The sequence below is a fragment of the Streptomyces sp. NPDC050806 genome (assembly GCF_055586425.1).
Genome location: NZ_JBVJIF010000002.1, coordinates 734,479 through 751,628, shown reverse-complemented (window position 1 = coordinate 751,628; position 17,150 = coordinate 734,479). Strand labels below are relative to the sequence as shown.

The following is a 17,150-nucleotide window of genomic DNA, read 5'->3' as shown; positions in this document are numbered from 1 at the left end:
AACGCTGACGGAAGAGGAGCGCGCAGCAATGAGGATCGGGCTGAACATCCTGCCCACCGTAGCCCCCGGCGAGGTGCCGGCCGACCGCTTCTACGCCGAGTGTCTGCGCCTGTGTGAAGCGGCGGACACCCTGGGCCTGTCGCACATCAAGATGGTCGAGCACTACTGGCACGCCTGGGGCGGCTACAGCCCCGACCCCATCGCGTTCCTCTCCGCGGCGGCCGCGCGTACCCGTCATGTGCGGCTGGTCACCGGGGCGGTCGTGCCCGCCTTCACCCACCCCGTCAAGCTCGCCGCATCCCTGTCCGTCCTGGACAATCTGTCCGGAGGGCGCCTGGACGCGGGCTTCGGACGCGCGTTCCTGCCCACGGAGTTCGCCGCCTTCGGCATCGCGATGGACGAGAGCCGCCAACGGCTCTGTGAGGGCGTCACGGCGGTGCAGCGACTGTGGACCGAGAAGGAGTTCCGCTGGGAGGGCACCTTCCACCGATTCGGACCGCTGCCCGCGCTGCTGCCCCGGCCCGCCCAGCAGCCGCACCCGCCGGTGTTCATCGCCGCCACGGTCTCCGCCGAGACCTTCGTCTGGGCCGGAGAGCGCGGCCACCATCTGATGATCATCCCGGGCGTCGTCGGACACGACCGGCTGACCACCCTGCTGGATCTCTACCGAGAGGCACGGGCCGGCGCAGGGCACACCACCCCGGCCCGGCTGCACCTCAGCCTGCACGCCTGTCTGGCCGGGGACCGGGTACTGGCGCGGGAGGCCGCGGAGCGGCACTTCGCGGACTACCAGCGCAAGCAACTCGACGCGTACGCCACCTGGCGCGGGATCGGCTCGGCCGCTTATCCGGGGTACGAGAAGATGGAGGCCGCCGCCCGCGGCACCCGGCTCGCCGACATGATCGACGCGGGAACCGCCATCGTCGGGGACGCGGGCGATGCCGTGGAGGGGCTGCGCCGGATCGCCGAGCTCTACCCCGACGCCGAACCCAGCCTGCACCTGCGGTTCGGCGACGCCACCCACGAGGAGGCGATGCGTTCCCTGCTGCTGCTCGGCAATGAGGTCCTTCCCAAGGTCGGGGACCTGCGGTGAACGGCCGGCGGACCACGCGGGGTTTCCGCAGCCTGCTGGCCGCCCGCACCGGCGGTCTGGCGGCCTCCGCCATCGGCGAGGTGCTGCGCCTGGCCGAGGGCCCCGGCATCATTCCGCTGGCCGCCGGCAGCCCGGCCCCCGAGACGCTGTCCACGGCAGCGGTCGCCCGGGTCGTCGCGGGCCTCGCCCACGCGTCTGTCGACCCTCTGCAGTACGGCGACACCTCAGGCCTGCCCGAACTCCGGGACATGCTGGCCGGACACCATCAGGACAGGACCGGGCGCAGCACGACGGCGCAGCAGGTCATCATCAGCCATGGTGCGCAGCAGGGCCTCGATCTGGTCTGCAAGGCGCTCATCGACCCCGGTGACACGGTGGTCGTGGACCGCCCCAGCTACGTGGGCGCTCTGCAGGTACTGCGGTTGTACGGCGCCGAGGTGCGCGCCGTCCCGATTGCCGAGGACCCGGATCTGGAACGCCTCACCGACCTGCTGCGTCACCGGCCGGTCAAGGCCGTCTACACGGTGCCGGACTTCGCCAACCCCACCGGTCGCACGCTCAGCATCAAGCAGCGCACTGCGCTGTGCGATCTCGCCGAGCGGTACGGCTTCCTGATCATCGAGGACACCCCGTACAGCGAGCTGTACTTCACCTCGACCGTCCCCCGGCCACCGCTCGCCGCCCTGTCCGACCGGGTCATCGCCCTGGGGTCCTTCTCCAAGGTGCTCTTCCCCGCGGCCCGCCTGGGCCACGTGACCGCACCGCGGGAACTCGCCCAGGTTCTCCATACCGTCAAGCAGGCGGCCGACCTGGGCAACTCCGCTCTGCTCCAATACGTGGCGCTCGCTCTGCTGCGAGAGCCGGGACTACTGCGGGAACAGGTGGAGCGGGCCCGCGCCGTCTACCAGGAGCGCCGCGACGTCCTCATGGACGCGCTGCGGGTGTTCGAGGGTGCGCTGAGCTACGAGCCGCCCGACGGCGGCTTCTTTCTGTGGGCGCATCTGCCGTCGCACCTCGACGCCGAGGCACTGCTGACCGAGGCGCTCGCCGAGAAGGTTTCCTTCATTCCCGGAGCTGCCTTCTTCTCCGGCTCGGCGGACCGCTCGGCACTACGGCTCTCCTACTCCTGTGCACCGCTGGCCTCGTTGCCCGAAGCGGCCGGCCGACTGCACCAGGCGTACCTGCGGCTGGCCGGGAGGAAACCATGCTGACGACAGTGCGGCGCGGCGACACGGGATTTGGTCCCCTGCCGAAGCTCCCCTTCGACCTGGCGGAATTCCTCGCCGCGCCGCGGGTGGCCCACCTGGCCACACAGGGCGCGGACGGGCCCGTCGTCCGCCCGGTGTGGTTCCTGTGGGAGGACGAGATCTTCTGGGTCATCACGGGCAGCTGGGCCCGCCTGGAACGACAGCTCACCGCGGACCCACGGTTCTCCCTCGTCGTGGACAGCTGCGACCTGGCCACCGGCCGAGTGCGCCAGGTCACCGCATACGGGCACGGCACGGTGACCGCCTTCGACGCCGACCGCGGACGACGCAAACTGCGCCGCTACCTCGGCGACCAGGAAGAGGACTGGGACATCAGATTCCGTCCGGACGCCGGGGCCACGGCGTCCCCGAACCGGTGGGCGCGGTTGGTGCCCGACGTCCTGCGCATCGGTGACCTGTCCTTCCGACCCGCCTCCGAATCCGTCCTACGAGGAGCACGATGACTGGCGACACCCCCGGCCTTTCCGACCTGCCGGCCACCGACCGCGCCCACCTCATCCACCCCTTCCTGCCCGCTGCGGTCGACAGCCGGGTGGTGATGACCGAGGGGCAGGGCTGCCGGCTGCGCGACGCCTCCGGCCGGACCTACCTCGATGCGACCGCCGGCATGTGGCTGTGCCAGGTCGGACACGGGCGGCCCGAGCTCGCGCAGGCGGCCCACGACCAGATGGCACGACTTGAGTACTCCACCAACTTCTGGGACTTCGGGTGCGACCGCACCATCGAACTGGCCGCGCGGCTGGCCGGCCTGGCCCCGCCCGGCATCGACCACGCCTTCTTCACCACGGGCGGTTCGGAAGGCATCGAGGCCGCACTGCGCATGGCGCGCTACGTCCACCATCGCCGCGGTGAACCGGACCGCACCTGGTTCCTCTCCCGTCAGAGTGCCTATCACGGGGCGGGGTACGGGAGCGGCAGCGTCTCGGGCTTCCCTGCCTTCGCGGAGGGCTTCGGCCCCATGCTGCCGCACGTGCACCACCTGACCGCGCCCTACCCCTACCGAAGCGGACTCGACAGCCCCTCCGCCCTCACCGACGCGTGCGTCAGGGAGCTGGAGACTGCGATCGACCGCATCGGAGCGCACCGCATCGCCGCCATGGTCGGCGAGCCGGTGATGGCCCTGGCCGGCATGGTGGCGCCTCCGGAGGACTACTGGCCGCGGGTGACCGAAGTCCTGCACCGGCACGGCATCCTGCTCATCCTCGACGAGGTCGTCACCGCTTTCGGCCGCCTGGGGGAATGGTTCGCCGGTACGCGCTTGGGGGCCCAGGCGGACATCATCGTCACCTCCAAGGGTCTGACCTCCGGCTACTTCCCGCTGGGCGCGGTCCTCACGAGCGGGGCGATCGCCGAGGTACTGGGCGAGGGCACGGGCTTCCCTGTCGGTCACACCTACAACGGGCACCCGGTCGGCTGCGCGGTGGCCCTGTCCAACCTCGACCTCATCGAAGGCGAAAAGCTGCTGGGGGCGGCCGACGACGTGGGGGTCCACCTGGCCGACGCGCTGCGTCCGCTGGAGGAGCTGGATGTCGTGGGCGAGGTCCGGAGGACCGGGCTGATGCTGGGCATCGAGCTGGTCGCCGACAAGACGGACCGGCGGCCCCTGCCACACGGCGCCTACGCCGTTGCCGACGCGGTACGCGACCGCACCGGTGTGCTCGTCCGCGGCGGCCCTTACGCGTTGACCCTCGCCCCGCCGCTTGTCATGACACACCAGGAGGCCGACGAGGCCGCCGACGCGCTGCACACGGTCCTCGCCCGGCTCACCCCCGACGGGGAACCGCACTGATCGCATCGTTCCCGGCCGAACGGAGAGACCATGCCGGACCACACGACCAACGACGTCATCCACCGCTTCCCGTTCCCCCGCAGCCCGGCCACCCGGCCGCCCTGTGCCTACGCCCGGTTCCGCGCCGAGGAACCCGTGGTACGGGTGGCCATGCCCAGTGGCGACATCGCCTACTTCGCCACCCGCTACGAGGATGCCCGCTTCGTTCTGACCGATCCCCGCTTCTCCCGCTCCGCCGAACTCGCGGGCCTCAAGCTGGGCGACATCGGCATCGCGGAACACCTCCTGCTGTCCAACCTCGCCAACATGGACCGGCCCGAGCACACCCGGCTACGGCGGCTGATCTCCTCGGCCTTCAGCGACTCCCGCGTGGCGCGACTTCGCCCGAAGATCGAGCAGGCGACCCACGACCATCTCGACCGGCTGGCCGGCCACGAGCCCCCCGTCGACCTCATGGAGGCGCTCTGCCGTCACCTGCCCGCGACCGTGCTGCTGGACTACCTCGGGATTCCCTACACCGACCGTGACCGCCTGCTGGAGTGGACCGGCATCCTCTCCGATCTGGCCGGTCACTCCCAGGAAGAAGTCGACGCCACCCGCGACGCGCTGCACGCCCGTCTCAAGTCCGTCATCGCCGCACGGCGCAACGACCCGGGTGACGATGTCCTGACCTTCCTCTCCCATCGCTGTTTCGAGGAACACAAGATCAACGAGTTCGAACTCGAAGCCTTCGCGATGTTCTTGCTCATCGGTGGACTTCACACCGTCGTCTACCAGCTGGGGCTGTGCGTGGTGGCGCTGCTCGGCCACCCGTCCCAGATCGCTCACCTCGTTGCCCGCCCCGAGGCCACCGACGCCGCCCTGGAAGAACTCCTCCGGTTCACCAACGCCGTCGAGTCCAGCCTGCTGCGTACGACAAAGGAAGACGTCACCATCGCCGGATGCCCTGTCCCCGCGGGCAGTACGGTCCTCGCGGCCATTCCCTCCGCCAACCACGACGAACGGCACTTCCGCGACCCGGACGCCCTTGACCTCCGGCGCCGGCCCGACCCGGCCCACCTGACCTTCGGCTACGGCGTACACCGCTGCTTGGGCGCCCCCATATCCCGGCTGATGCTCCGTATCATCCTGCCCGCCCTCTTCCGGCGCTTCCCCTCGCTCCGGCTCGCCGTCCCCCAGGACGAACTCAGGTGGAAGCCCGACCGCCTGCTCACCGGATACGACGCGATTCCGGTCACCTGGGCCACCGCGGCTCACACGCGTCGGACCACGGACCATGGCCGCCCGTCCGACCCGCCACAACGGTGAGAGTGTGGTTGAAGTCAGTCGGGCGGGCCGGCACCCACATGGGCCGGCCCGCCCGGCCATATCCACGGCTGGACACGTGGACCCGCCCCGGTTACGCGGATCAGCGCAGACTCGCCTTCCAGAACGGGCTGTTCGTCCCGGTCGAGGGACCGGGCGCCACCCCGGCGGACGCCCGTACCCCGCTTGCCGCCTCCTTCCAGGGGGCTGGGCCCCAAGTCCCGCCCGGCCATGTACTACCCCTCCCCGGTGGCCCCTCCGGCCTCTCCGGCCGGCAGGACTACGAGAGGCTGATGCGGCATCTGAAGGGGGCTTGAGAGGGGGGTACCGCGTCGCGGCGCCCGCACCTGCCCGGTCACCCCAGGCGTGCGTCCTCGGTCTCGGCCGGAGAGGGCTTCGTCTGCTTGCCGCCGGATCTCGTGTGCAGCTTGTACGCGATGAAGACCACCAGCACCCAGCCGCCCGAGACCAGCAGCGAGGTGCGCGTTTCCGGCAGGATGCCGATGCAGACCAGAACCACGGCCACGAACGCCAGGGCGAGGTAGTTGCCGTAGGGATAGAACGGCATCTTGTAGCGGATCTGGTCCTCCCGGCCGTCCCGGATCCTGATCCTGCGGAATCTCAGATGGCTGATCATGATGGAGGCCCAGGCGCACACCAGCCCGTAGACGGTGACCGAGGCGAATATCTCGAAGACCTGGTCGGGCAGCAGGAAGTTGAGCAGGACGCTGGCGAACACGGTGCCGAACACGAGGGTGACCGCCCGGGTCGGGACGTTCCGGTGATTCACGGTCCCGAGGAAGGACGGCGCGTTGCCCTGCAGCGCAAGGTTGTAGAAGGTGCGGCTGTTGATGAACACACTTGCGTTCACCGCAGACAGCACGGCGGTGATCACGACCAGGTTCATGACGGTCGCCGCTGCGGGGATACCGATCTCGGAAAACACCGTCACGAAGGGGCTGCCAGAACCGTTCAGTTGGGTCCACGGGAAGACGGTGACGAGAATGGCGACGGCGCCCACGTAGAAGATCATCAGTCGCCAGAAGGTGGCGTTGACGGCCTTGGGCATCGTCTTTTCGATGTCCCTCGTCTCCCCGGCCGCTATCCCGACGGTTTCCACTCCGCCGCAGGAGAAGGCGACCATCACCATGGCCAGGACCATTCCGGTCAGGCCGTGCGGAAAGAAGCCGCCGTGGTCGACCAGGTTGTCGAAGCCGATCGGCCGGCCGCCGTGGCCGACTCCCAGGATCACCATGGCCAGGCCGAAGAGGATCATGGCCACGATCGCCACGACCTTGATCGCCGAGAACCAGAACTCCGACTCGCCGTAGAAGTTCACGCCGATGATGTTGACGGTGAACATCACGACGACGGCGACCGCGCCGGTCACCCAGATCGGCAGGTCGGGGAACCAGTACTGGGCGAAGCGGCCCAACGAGTTGAGCTCGGCAGCGCTGGTGGCAAGGAGGAAGACGAACGCGTTCCACCCGTTCAGGAAGCCGGCGAAACGGTGGATGTACCGGTTCGAGTAGGAGATGTAGGCGCCGGAGACGGGCTCCTCGACCGACATCTCACCCAGCGCACGCATGATGAAGTAGATCGCCACGGCCGCGACGACGTAGGTCAGAATGACCGCCGGCCCCGCGGTCTCGACAGCCCAGCCGGAGCCGTAGAAGAGACCTGTGCCGATCGTGCCGCCGATGGCGATCATCTGGATGTGCCGGCTCTTGAGATCCCGCTTGAGGTTTTCCTTCTCGTACACCTCGGGGTTGTCGCTTGCCATCTCCTGCCTCCCGGACAGATCAGTTCGATTGCTGGTCAGTGGTCGTCGGCGCTCGTCGACCGGGTGAAGGCAGCGTGGTCGGGCCGAATGGCAAAGCGCTGGCGGAGCCGGGAACCGGCTCCAGTTGTGCTCACGGGGTGGGCGGGAAGCTGTCGATCGGCACTGTCACTCGGGGCGGGAGAGGCCCTGGAACATGTCCGCGCACAGGTCGGCGAGGCGGGGAGCGTCCGCGCCCAAGTAGGCATGCAGCTCGGCGAGGGCCGTGGCGAACCCGGCCTCGTCACCGTCGTTCGCGAGGGCGCTGAGCGAGGCGACGCCGTTCTTCACCGCCGCCCTCGCCGGCTCCGCGTCGGGGCTGCCGGTCTGGATGTCCCAGTACACCTCGGGCGCTGCGGACGTGATGCGGGCCAGCAGCGCGAGCAGCGCGGTGTGCGGCGGGGGCGCGAGCGCGCTCAGTTCGGCGACGCCGACACCCAGTTCCCGCAGGGCGAGCCCGAAAGCGAGCACGGCCGAGTGCGTCGCCACCTGGGCTGCGGCCATGAGCCGATCGTGCTCGCGGGCTCCTACGGGGACGACCCGCGCGCCCCACGACTCCACGAGGCCGAGCAGCGCTCGCACCCCGGGGCCGTCCTTGAGGCGGACCGTGGCGATCGGGCGACCTCGCGGGTCCAGCGACGGGGCGTACATCGGGTTCAGGCTCACCGCCTCGATCTCGCCGCCCCGGTCCGCCGCCTCGCGCAGGGCGCTCAGCGTACGGTCGACGACGGCGCCCTTCACCGACGTGGTGTCGGCCAGCACCGCTCCCGTACGCATCGCCGCTGCCAGCGGGCCCACGGCGGCCAGCACGGCCTTCTCCGGCAGGGCCAGTACGACGAGATCGGCCGCGGCCACCTCTGACATGACCGGCGGCAAGGGGCGGGCGACATCGCCGGCGATCCGGCGCACGCCGGCGATCGGGGCGCGGGTCGCCGGGGCGATGTCGACCGAGGCCACGTCGAGCCCGGCGGCCGCGAGCCGCTCCGTGAACAGTTGCCCGACTGCCCCGTTGCCACCGATCACCACCGCGCGGGCCAGCTGTCCGGCGGCCGTCTCCCCGGCCGCCGATCGCTCACCGTCGGCCGGCACTGTGGTCCCCCGCGGGATGCGGGACCGGCGGTTGCCGGCTCGCCGCGATCGCCATGAGCATGGCCCTGGCCTTCACCTGGGTTTCCTCGAACTCCTCCGCGGCGTCCGACAGCGCGGTGATGGCACCGCCGATACCGAAGCTCACGTTCTGCGGGGTCGCGACGATGGTCCGGATGGGGATGGCGAAGTCGGCCGCGCCGTTGAGCGAGAAGTAGCCGAGCGCACCCGAGTAGATGCCCCGTGGTCCCCCCTCCAGGCGGTCGATGATCTCCATGGTCCGGATCTTGGGGGCCCCGGTCATCGACCCGCCGGGGAAGGCGGCACGGAACGCGTCGATGGTCGAGGAACCGGACCGGAGCGTGCCGCGGACCGTCGACACGAGTTGATGGACGGGTGCATAGGACTCCACGGCGAACAGGTGGGGGACGTGCACGCTGCCGATCTCGCAGACTCGCCCCAGGTCGTTGCGGAGCAGATCGACGATCATCAGGTTCTCGGCGCGTTCCTTCTCCAGCTTGACCAGCTCGAGGGCGAGCCGCTCGTCCTCCTCCGGGGTCTCCCCGCGCGGCCGCGTCCCCTTGATCGGCTTGGCCTGGATCGTACGGTCGGCGTCGACCCTCAGGAACTGCTCCGGGGAGGCACTGAGTACCGACAGGCCGGCGAACCTGAGCAGCGCCCCATAGGGGACCGGGCTGATCCGCCTCAGGTTGGCGTACGTGGTCAGCGGGTCGATCGCCATCGGCGCCGTGGCCATGTTCGTCAGGCAGATCTCGTACGACTCGCCCGCCCGGATTTCCCGGTGGCATGCGTCGATGAGGTCCAGGTACTCCCGCCGTGAATGCCGGAGCGTCACCGGCAGCGCGGCGGCATCGTCGCCCGCCGAGGTCAGCAGCGGGGTGCGGACCTCCCCCGGCCACGCCGCCCGGTCCAGCTCCTCGACCCGGCACGCCATGGCATCGAGCCACTGGTCCGCCGCCGCTTCCTCGCCCGGTGCCGCCAGGCAGATCAGGTAGCTGACCCGGTCCACGTGATCGAGTACGAGCGCACGGTCGGCGAAGAGCAGGGCCGCGTCGGGCTCCGGTGCGAAGTGGGCTGCGGCGCCCCCGCATTCGGCTTTGAGCTCGTATCCCATGTAGCCGACGTAACCCAGCGCGAAGCCGAACGGGCCCGGGTGCTCGAGCGCCCGCTCCCGGAGCTCCCGGTCGAGATAGTCGAAGATCGACTCGTGCCGCCGGGTACGCTGTCCGGCGCTCTCGACGGTGACCACGCGCTCGGTGAGGCGGTAGGAGACGAACTCCGCGTGCGGCCCGGTCCCGTCGCCCATGAACGAGAACCGCGACATCCCCGCCGCCGTCACGCCACTGTCCAGCAAGAAGCTGTGCTCGGCGCTCGCGAACAGCTTCGCGTACGCGGCCTCCGCGTCCGGCAGCAGCGGGACCTTCCTGGTCCGCACGGAGTACCGTGCCGATCCCGCCGATTCTGCCGGCCGGCGGGCGGGAGCCTGCCGGGGCTCTCGCCGCTCGGGCACCGTCATGAGGGCCGGCCACGCGGGGCTGCCCGCGCGCTCCTCGGTCAGCCGACGGAAGTTCCGGAGCAGCTGCGGGCCGTATTCCGAGCAGATCGACTCCGGGTGGAACTGCACTCCCCAGATCGGCAGCGTGCGGTGCTCCACGCCCATGTTGACGCCGTCGGTCGTCCAGGCGATCGAGCGTAATTCGTCCTCGGGTATACGAGCCGCGACGAGCGAGTGGTAGCGAACCGCGTCGAAAGGCGACGGGATGCCGCTGAAGAGGCCTTCCCCGTCGTGATGAATGCGGGACACCCGGCCGTGCATCGGTTCCTCGCCGAGTCCGATGTCGGCGCCGAACAATTGGCATATCCCCTGGTGCCCCAGGCAGACACCGAGAACCGGGACGCCGCTGTCCCGAATCGCCTGTGCGCTCATCCCGAAATCGCGCGGATTTTCCGGCCGCCCCGGACCGGGCGAGATCACGATGTTGTCGAATTCTTTGAACACGGGCAGCGGGTGGGCCGCGTCGTTCGGGACGACTTCCGGGGGCCGCCCGTTCACTTCGGCCAGCATCTGGTAGAGGTTGTAGGTGAACGAATCGTAATTGTCGATCAGCAGCGTTCTCATTGCCCTCGACCCCCGCCGATCACCAAGTCCTCGACCCGGCACGTCTCCTCGATGAGCAGGTCGTACAGCCTGTGCAGGAAGTCGGGGTCGAGGCCGGTGGCGGCGGCGAAGTCCTGTGCCCTACGGTGCGCGGCCTCGATGCGGTGGTTCTGCATCATCGGCACGTCATGCTCTTTCTTGTACTCCCCGATGCGTACGCAGCAGGCGATGCGGCGTTCGACCACCCGGAGCAGACTGTTGTCGATCTCTTCCAGTATCGAGCGCAGGTCTTCGAGTCGCGAAACGGTCGAGAAATCCACCTCGGACATGTCCACCTAATCCCCCTCGTTCTTCCTGACCATTTCCAGCAGATATCCCATGCAGCCCATGATCTCGCGGCGGAAGGGCCGGTCACGGTATTCCCTGAAGACGTCGGCCGACTGCGGATACCACAGCTTGAGCAAGCCGCCGTCGGACAGCTCGCGCCTTTCGAAGTTGACGTACAGGTCGGTGCGCACCGCTTCGATGGTTTCGAGGTCCCCGGCAGAAAGGCCCAGCGGATTTCCCATGATGATCCGTCGGTACATCTCCGGATAGAACTGGGCGCAGAGAATACCGCCGAACAACTGCAGCCCGAGATAGAAACCCAGGTAAGCCATCACGAGGAAGGTGCCGGGATACACGGCGCCCGACTTCAGCGCTTCCAGCACGCGCTCGCGGCTCAGGGGCAGCGTCCCGGCCACCCCGGTCGACCGCAGGGCGTCCGCCTCGTAGGCCATCGCCCGCGGCTCGCCCCGCTTGTTCACGGTCCAGAAGAGGAAGGTCCCGGACGCGGTCCTGGAGTCCCAGCACGAGCGGACGCCGTCGAAGGTCCGGTACACGGTGTCGCGCGTCGCGGGGTCGAAGATCATGTCGTGGAACCAGCCGTCGCGCCCCGACTCCAGCTCCTCGATCATCACGTCACGGACCAGGACGCACATCGGGACGGTGACGTACTCGTCGGGGAGGTCCCAGCCGTTCGTGCGGACGAGATCCTTCCAATAGGAGTGGTTCAGCACCACCAGTTGCTTCCACAGCGCATCCAGCGAGGAGATGTCGCGATACGCCCGCTCCCACCAGTCCCGCAGTTCGGCGGCCAGGGCCCGGAGGTGGGGAGCCCCGTCCGCCGCGACCGCCCGCAGGTTTCGTGCGACGAATTCCGGGTCGGCCGCCGGGGCGTCCGTGGCCAGCGTGTCGCGGTACTTGGAGGGCAGCAGTCGCACCTTGCGGTCGCCGGCGAACAGGTCCCGGGACAGCAGGATGTTGTCGAGCCTGATCGCCGTGATGGGCAGCGACAGCACGTACTTCTGCTCCCGCTGCCGTTGGTAGAGAGCCTGGTTGATGACCACGTTCAGGCTCTCCGGATTGGTGATGCTGGCCATGTGCTCGGCTGCGGAGATCAGCGGCGCGCGCGTGAGCTGGTCGATGACGCCGGCGGACGTGCCCGGCGGAAGCAGGTCGTCGATGTGCCGACGCAGGGCGGACAGGAAGAGATCCGCCCGGCCGGCCTGGAACGTGCTCCCGTCGACGGTGAGCCCCGCGTAGTAGTCGTCGACCGAGCCGTCCACCTCCAGAAGCCGGCGGGCGTGCGGGAAACGGCCGACGATCTCGTCGAGTTCGGCGGCCGACAGATCCGGTAGTGCCATGTCCGAGAACATCGTCAGGTCGGTGGACATCGCTATTCCCCCCTAAGCAATCCCACGGTCCCGGAACAACCGCCCCAGGCGTTCCGCTCCCGCCTCGATCTCGGCCGGAGACACGCATGAGAAGGACAGCCGCAGGTAGTTCCGCTTCGCCTGCACCGGGCCGGAGAGGTAGAGATCGCCCGGCACGAAGGACACCCCGTACTCGCTCGCCGCGACCTCCAGCAGCTCACCGGTGTCCACGTCCGGCGGCAGCTCCACCCAGAAGAACATGCCCGAATCGGGGCACGAGAAGGGCGTACCGGCCGGCAGGATCGCCTCCAGGCAGCGTTGCATGACGTCGCGGCGGAGCGCGTACTCGCGGCGCAGGACGCCGAGGTGCGCGGTCACGTCCCACCGGTCCAGCAGGTGGGACACGATGTACTGCCCCGGGGTGGCGACTTCGAGCGCGGACGCCTCCTTGACGACGAGCGCCTGCTCGACCAGTTCGTCGGGCACCACGACCCAGCCGACCCGCAGCCCCGGGCTAATGATCTTGGAGAAGGAGCCGACGTAGCACACCCACCGGTCCTCCAGCGAACGCAGCGCCGGTCTCGTTTCGTGGTCGTACTGCAGGAAGCCGTAGGCGTCGTCCTCGATGATCGTGAAAGCGTGCTCCCGCGCCAGCGCGGCCAGTGCCCGGCGCTCCGCTTCGGGCATGCTGACACCGAGCGGGTTGTGCCCCTCGGGCATGACGTACACCCCGCCGGGGCGGACTCCCGCTCGCAGCAGGTCCCCCAGGGCCTCGGTCATGCGCCCCGTCGTGCCGACGGTGTGCACGGGGGTGCCCGCCGCCGATACGACCGCCAGCGCGCCGGTGTACGTGATCTCTTCCAGAACGATCGGCCGGCCGGTTCCGCACAGCAGCCGCACGGCCATGTCGATCCCGTGCTGGGCGCCGTTGGTCAGCACGATCTGTTCGGGCGCGCAGGCCACGCCCCGCATGGCCATCAGCCGCACGATGTGACCGCGTAAGTCGTCGAGCGGGTTGGCGTACTGGTAGACGTCGCCCGGGTTCTTGAACACGGCCTCGACCGCAGCGGTCAGCTCCGCGACCGGAAACAGGTCCGGGTTGGGCAGACCCAGAGCGAACGAGACGAGGTCCGCGTTCTTGCGCAGGACGAAGTCGAAGACAGATGTCTGGTCCATTCCCGCTCTCTTCTCACGTACCGACCGGTCAGAGGTAGCTCTGCAGGCTGCCCCGGCGTCGTATGTCGAGGGTGGCGCAGTGGAAGGAGCCACCGAAGTTGTTGAAATTCCAGAACGGGCACTCGATCACTTCGAGCCCCCAGTCCTTGAAGGCCTTTATGGTGTTGTCCTCGCCGGCCGCCACGATCACCCGCGATTCGTCCAGCATGAGGACGTTCGCGTTCATCCATTTGCTGGAGAAGTACAGCGGGTACGTGTCCGGGACACACGGCTCGGGGGTTCTCAGCACGTCCCAGTCCTTGAACACGCGCGGTATGGAGGTCACCCGCTCCGGGTGCACCAGCAGCTTCCCCGGCGCCAGCGGGTAGAAGGTCGCGTCGATGTGCATGGCGTGCGGATCGTTGAACACCAGCCTGTGCACCCGGTAGGTGTCGGGATGCGCGGCGTCGAGATAGCGCCGCAGCCACTCGATACCGGCTTCGTTGCACGTGCTGCTCAGCCCCATGAAGATGTCCCGCCCGCACTTGATGGCGTCCGCGGCGTCGAAGACCGGCTCCAGCTCGTTGAGGACGAAGCGGGGCGGCTCGCCCGGACCGGCGGCCGTGAACGACTCCTTGTAGAGGCCGTCCCGCAACTCCGGCTTGGGGGCGGCTATCCAGTTCGCGCCGCGCTCGTAGTACTCCTTGATCAATGGCCGGAACGCGAACGTCTCGAAGTAGCGGCTGCGCCATGCCATCGGCGTCTCGATGATGTCCTTGCCGATCACCAGCAGGGAATCGCGCGGGTTGGCCACGCCCAGCTCGTTCGGCACACTCCAGTGCGGCGCCCGCAGCTCCCCTCCGTAATCCCGGAGGGCGGGCCGCCGTACGGTGACTCCTTCGCCTTCCAGAATGGAGATCAGCTCGTCGAGCTCCCGCTGGGCGCCCCGGATTTCCGCCGCCGGCCACTCCTCGCCGCCGCGGGACTTGTAGAAGTCGAAGTATTCCTCGTACATGCAGCCGCGCATGTCCGGCTCCCAGGCGGGAATCAGCAACCCTTCGAGCCGGCCGACAATGATCTCTTCGAGATGGTCCCACTCGTTGTGTATGTTGACGGCGCGCTCAGCCGCCGTTCCGTCTACAGCGCTCATATCTGCATCTTCCTTCCGGAGTGACCTGTAAAGACACTTGGAATCAGCATGCTGAGTACGCCCGTCGGGATCGGCTCTGCGACAGTCGGTTCAAGGCGTACTCGTATCGCGTGCACGGCCCCTTGAGCAGGGCATGGGGTGCGGTCTCGACGCCGGACGGGGCGGCGTTCGAGGGTTTCCGGGAGGGGAGGCAATTCGGTGCCGGGCCACGCCGGCAGTGCCTGCCGATCAGCCGGGCAAAGGAATCAGCCCCGCAACCGGACGGGCAGCAACAGGGGCTGAACGAGGCGTGCTCCGTACCGGAATCGGTGCGTCGCGCCGCTCTCGTTGAGCACAGCCTCGTGACTGGTCAGAAGACGTCGCGCACGTTCCCCCTGAGCCGGGAGAACCGATGTTCTTCCGTGCTCCACTTCGACACCTGATGATCTTATCCCCACGGCGGGAGATCCCGCCGAAGATCACGGTGAAAATGACTCGCCCATACTTCATCTCAACCGAAACTCTGTCAATCACTAAACTGAAATTCGTGATCGAAAAAGCACTCTTGCTGGTCAGGTGACTGGCCGTGCCTGCGGCGCGGGTGCTGGTGAGTGACGGCGGCGGGGGAACGGCCGACGGGGGGGGGCGACAACTGTGGCCGGCCTTGCCGGCCGGGACCCGGAGGGCGCAGGCCCGGCAACGGCACGCGGTCCGGTTACAAAAACCGGCTCCCCCTCCTCGACAACACCTTGCTCCATCCGCTTCTATAGCTCCTCGGACGCCCCCACGGCGACGCTTCCACGTGCCCGGGACGATGCTCGACTCGCCGTCCCGGCCACGACCGCCAGTGCTTTTCCACCCATCGCGCACTGTCCGTTGACAGATTGTCATCTGGTCTGAACCATGGGGGGTCTGTTTCACCGTGATCTACGGAGGGATATCCCGCCATGGGGATAGGATCATTGGGTAAGCAGCCGACAGCAGTCACAGCTGCCGACGGTGCACCGAGGGCACGCTCCCGGAAGGGGATTCCACGGCAGCGCCGGCCCCGCTCAGTTCTCTGCGCTCATTGCGCCCTTCCGTGATCACTGGAAGACCGGGCCGCTCCATATCCACGACCTGACCTCCGCGGAGAGCGTCTCCTGGATTGCGGAGGGGCGCCGCACCGCGCCATGACCACCTGGCGCACGCCCCGGTCTTCTCCCTCGCGCAACCACGCACCGGACAACGCACAACTGCGTTGCGGCTCCGGAATGGATCCACCGTTCAGTAACCCCTCGCCCGTATACCGGTCGCGCGGCGCCGGCATACCGGAGGGGACAAAGGCGCATGCCTGCATTCAGGCTTTCTGCAGCCGTGCCCGGAAATCGACCGTCCGGCGGTACAGCGGCGTCGGGAAGACGATGCCGTTGCCGAAAAAAGCGGGAGTGAGCATGTCGAACATCGGGGAGATTCTCTTCACCTGGAACGATCGCCTGCCCGGCGACGGGATGTCGGTCGAGATCGAGGACGACACCTTGCGGGACGGCCTGCAGGCGAGTTTCATCCGCAAGCCCACGGTCGAGGAGAAGGCCGAGCTGGTCCGGATGTCGGCCGGCATCGGAGCGCGTCACGCGGTCCTGGGATTCCCCGCCAGTTCGCCCGCCGAGTTCTCCGACAGCCGGCGCCTGCTCTCCGTCATTTCGGATGACGGCCTGCCCATCATGCCCTGGTTCCTGGGCCGGGCGGTGCGCGAGGACCTGGAGCCGATGCTCCGGCTGCGCGATCACTTCGGAGCGGACGTCGGCGCCGCCTTCTTCATCGGCACCAGCCCGATACGGCGCCATGTCGAGGAATGGGACATGACGCAGATCCTCGAGCGCATCACCGACACGATGGAGTACCTCGAAAAGGTCGGTCTGCCCTTCTCCTTCAGCGTCGAGGACGCGAGCCGGACCCCGCCCCACGAGCTCGAAACGATGGTCGAGCTGGCCGTGCAGCACTCCGCCTACAGCATCGCGGTGTGCGACACGGTGGGCGAGAGCACGCCGGCCGGAGTCCACCGGCTGGTGGGCTTCGTCAAGTCGATCATCAAGAACCGCGGCTCGGACGTGAAAATACTCTGGCACGGGCACAACGACCGGGGGCTGGGGCTGGCGAACTCGATCGCCGCCGTCGAGGCCGGGGCCGACATCGTCGGCGGGGCGTTCCTGGGCATCGGTGAGAGAAGCGGGAACACCGCCCTGGAGCAGGTCATCATGTACCTCCACCAGAACGGCATCGGCAATTTCGACGTCAAGGGCCTGATCCCTTACCTCAAGAAGCTGTCCGTCGCGACGGATTTCCCGATTCCGGTGAACATGCCGCTCGTGGGCCAGCAGGCGTTCGCCACCTGTACCGGCACCCATGCGGCCGCGGTCCTGAAGGCCGCCGGCCTCGGCACGGATTTCGAGGACTACGTCTTCAGCAGCATTCCGGCGAGCGAGCTCGGTGCGGTGCAGGACATCGGCGTGGGCCCGACGAGCGGCATGGCCAATGCCAAGTACGTGCTCGACAAGGGAAAGATGGACGCCTCCGAGGGCACGGCCGCCGAACTCCTGGCGTTCGCCAAGAAGCAGCAGCGCCTCATGTACGAGGACGAGATCATCGCGTGGTACGACCAGCGCGTCGTGAAGGGATCCTGAATCAGGTGCCCTCGGCAGAGCTGTGGACCG

The 17,150-nt window shown here is 68.3% G+C and carries 13 protein-coding genes; 6 read left to right on the top strand and 7 right to left on the bottom strand.

From position 1 onward, the window contains the following. Positions 1 to 28: 28 nt before the first annotated feature. Genes ACZ6WH_RS08830 through ACZ6WH_RS08810 form a run of 5 tightly spaced genes read left to right on the top strand, consistent with a single transcriptional unit; the run spans position 29 to position 5,458 of the window. Positions 29 to 1,093 carry an LLM class flavin-dependent oxidoreductase gene (locus ACZ6WH_RS08830; RefSeq protein ID WP_469727052.1) on the top strand — a complete coding sequence of 355 codons (1,065 nt, stop codon included), beginning with the start codon at positions 29 to 31 and terminating at the stop codon, positions 1,091 to 1,093. Next, complete coding sequence (locus ACZ6WH_RS08825) at positions 1,090 to 2,304, top strand: aminotransferase-like domain-containing protein (protein WP_469727050.1); 1,215 nt, start codon at positions 1,090 to 1,092, stop codon at positions 2,302 to 2,304. Before ACZ6WH_RS08830 ends, ACZ6WH_RS08825 begins: the two co-directional genes overlap by 4 nt. Continuing rightward, positions 2,298 to 2,804, top strand: a complete 507-nt coding sequence (locus ACZ6WH_RS08820; protein ID WP_469727048.1) for a pyridoxamine 5'-phosphate oxidase family protein — start codon at positions 2,298 to 2,300, stop codon at positions 2,802 to 2,804. The genes ACZ6WH_RS08825 and ACZ6WH_RS08820 overlap by 7 nt, the downstream gene beginning before the upstream one ends. Further along, complete coding sequence (locus tag ACZ6WH_RS08815; RefSeq protein ID WP_469727046.1) at positions 2,801 to 4,150, top strand: aminotransferase family protein; 1,350 nt, start codon at positions 2,801 to 2,803, stop codon at positions 4,148 to 4,150. Before ACZ6WH_RS08820 ends, ACZ6WH_RS08815 begins: the two co-directional genes overlap by 4 nt. Before the next feature lie 30 nt (positions 4,151 to 4,180). Further along, complete coding sequence (locus ACZ6WH_RS08810) at positions 4,181 to 5,458, top strand: cytochrome P450 (RefSeq protein WP_469727044.1); 1,278 nt, start codon at positions 4,181 to 4,183, stop codon at positions 5,456 to 5,458. A gap of 352 nt (positions 5,459 to 5,810) precedes the next feature. Here the strand turns inward: ACZ6WH_RS08810 and ACZ6WH_RS08805 are convergent, their stop codons facing one another. The 7 genes from ACZ6WH_RS08805 to ACZ6WH_RS08775 all read right to left on the bottom strand — a co-directional run bounded on the left by ACZ6WH_RS08805 (position 5,811) and on the right by ACZ6WH_RS08775 (position 14,478). After that, positions 5,811 to 7,238: an amino acid permease gene (locus ACZ6WH_RS08805; protein ID WP_469727043.1), complete on the bottom strand. Its 1,428-nt coding sequence runs from the start codon at positions 7,236 to 7,238 to the stop codon at positions 5,811 to 5,813. Positions 7,239 to 7,403: 165 nt separating this feature from the next. Further along, the gene (locus ACZ6WH_RS08800; RefSeq protein WP_469727041.1) at positions 7,404 to 8,363 is read right to left on the bottom strand and encodes a prephenate dehydrogenase dimerization domain-containing protein; all 960 of its coding nucleotides are present in this window, start codon (positions 8,361 to 8,363) and stop codon (positions 7,404 to 7,406) included. Then, the gene (pabB, locus tag ACZ6WH_RS08795) at positions 8,347 to 10,500 is read right to left on the bottom strand and encodes an aminodeoxychorismate synthase component I (protein WP_469727039.1); all 2,154 of its coding nucleotides are present in this window, start codon (positions 10,498 to 10,500) and stop codon (positions 8,347 to 8,349) included. Before pabB ends, ACZ6WH_RS08800 begins: the two co-directional genes overlap by 17 nt. Next, positions 10,497 to 10,808 carry a chorismate mutase family protein gene (locus ACZ6WH_RS08790; RefSeq protein ID WP_469727215.1) on the bottom strand — a complete coding sequence of 104 codons (312 nt, stop codon included), beginning with the start codon at positions 10,806 to 10,808 and terminating at the stop codon, positions 10,497 to 10,499. Before ACZ6WH_RS08790 ends, pabB begins: the two co-directional genes overlap by 4 nt. A 6-nt stretch (positions 10,809 to 10,814) precedes the next feature. After that, positions 10,815 to 12,194: a hypothetical protein gene (locus ACZ6WH_RS08785; protein ID WP_469727037.1), complete on the bottom strand. Its 1,380-nt coding sequence runs from the start codon at positions 12,192 to 12,194 to the stop codon at positions 10,815 to 10,817. A 12-nt stretch (positions 12,195 to 12,206) separates the two neighbouring features. Further along, positions 12,207 to 13,349 (bottom strand): aminotransferase-like domain-containing protein, encoded by a 1,143-nt coding sequence (locus ACZ6WH_RS08780; protein ID WP_469727036.1) that lies wholly within the window; start codon positions 13,347 to 13,349, stop codon positions 12,207 to 12,209. 28 nt (positions 13,350 to 13,377) lie between these two features. Then, a complete protein-coding gene (locus ACZ6WH_RS08775) occupies positions 13,378 to 14,478 on the bottom strand; it encodes an amidinotransferase (protein ID WP_469727034.1) in 1,101 nt (366 codons plus the stop codon). A 1,151-nt stretch (positions 14,479 to 15,629) separates the two neighbouring features. Here ACZ6WH_RS08775 and ACZ6WH_RS08770 point away from each other — a divergent pair. Beyond that, positions 15,630 to 17,120, top strand: coding sequence for a LeuA family protein (locus ACZ6WH_RS08770; protein WP_469727033.1), 1,491 nt, complete (start codon positions 15,630 to 15,632; stop codon positions 17,118 to 17,120). Positions 17,121 to 17,150: the final 30 nt, after the last annotated feature.

Bases quoted from the DNA above. Each gene is read 5' to 3' on its own strand.
- ACZ6WH_RS08830 (WP_469727052.1), top strand. From the start codon at position 29: ATGAGGATCGGGCTGAACATCCTGCCCACCGTAGCCCCCGGCGAGGTG.
- ACZ6WH_RS08820 (WP_469727048.1), top strand. From the start codon at position 2,298: ATGCTGACGACAGTGCGGCGCGGCGACACGGGATTTGGTCCCCTGCCG.
- ACZ6WH_RS08815 (WP_469727046.1), top strand. From the start codon at position 2,801: ATGACTGGCGACACCCCCGGCCTTTCCGACCTGCCGGCCACCGACCGC.
- ACZ6WH_RS08810 (WP_469727044.1), top strand. From the start codon at position 4,181: ATGCCGGACCACACGACCAACGACGTCATCCACCGCTTCCCGTTCCCC.
- ACZ6WH_RS08805 (WP_469727043.1), bottom strand. From the start codon at position 7,238: ATGGCAAGCGACAACCCCGAGGTGTACGAGAAGGAAAACCTCAAGCGG.
- pabB (WP_469727039.1), bottom strand. From the start codon at position 10,500: ATGAGAACGCTGCTGATCGACAATTACGATTCGTTCACCTACAACCTC.
- ACZ6WH_RS08790 (WP_469727215.1), bottom strand. From the start codon at position 10,808: ATGTCCGAGGTGGATTTCTCGACCGTTTCGCGACTCGAAGACCTGCGC.
- ACZ6WH_RS08785 (WP_469727037.1), bottom strand. From the start codon at position 12,194: ATGTCCACCGACCTGACGATGTTCTCGGACATGGCACTACCGGATCTG.
- ACZ6WH_RS08780 (WP_469727036.1), bottom strand. From the start codon at position 13,349: ATGGACCAGACATCTGTCTTCGACTTCGTCCTGCGCAAGAACGCGGAC.
- ACZ6WH_RS08775 (WP_469727034.1), bottom strand. From the start codon at position 14,478: ATGAGCGCTGTAGACGGAACGGCGGCTGAGCGCGCCGTCAACATACAC.
- ACZ6WH_RS08770 (WP_469727033.1), top strand. From the start codon at position 15,630: ATGACCACCTGGCGCACGCCCCGGTCTTCTCCCTCGCGCAACCACGCA.